Origin of the sequence: Rothia nasimurium (genome assembly GCF_004569295.1) — a bacterium.
In the GTDB taxonomy this organism is placed as follows: domain Bacteria; phylum Actinomycetota; class Actinomycetes; order Actinomycetales; family Micrococcaceae; genus Rothia; species Rothia nasimurium_B.
On the sequence record NZ_SPQC01000112.1, the window covers coordinates 1 to 426 of the forward strand.

General features: G+C 46.7%; 1 tRNA gene and 1 rRNA gene. Both read left to right on the plus strand.

The features are described 5' to 3' along the window. Nucleotides 1–188 (plus strand): 16S ribosomal RNA (locus E4U03_RS12615); the annotation flags it as partial. Between the two features lie 100 nt (nucleotides 189–288). Then, nucleotides 289–364, plus strand: a tRNA-Ala gene (locus E4U03_RS12620). Nucleotides 365–426: the final 62 nt, after the last annotated feature.

Sequence of the window (426 nt, forward strand, 5' to 3'; positions counted from 1 at the left end):
ATCGTAGATCAGCCATGCTACGGTGAATACGTTCCCGGGTCTTGTACTCACCGCCCGTCACACCATGGGAGTTGATTTCACTCGAAGCCGGAATACTAAACTAGTTACCGTCCACAGTGGAATCAGCGACTGGGGTGAAGTCGTAACAAGGTAACCGTAGGAGAACCTGCGGTTGGATCACCTCCTTTCTAGAGTACAAAGTAATAAGTCTCACAACTATTACTTCATTATAAACTCAATTGATTCTTGTTTAGATTTCAAAGATTGATGATAAAGCTAATTGTTTATGGGGAATTAGCTCAGCTGGGAGAGCGCCTGCTTGGCACGCAGGAGGTCAGCGGTTCGATCCCGCTATTCTCCACCATTTATTAAGGGCCTATAGCTCAGCTGGTTAGAGTGCACCCCTGATAAGGGTGAGGTCACAAG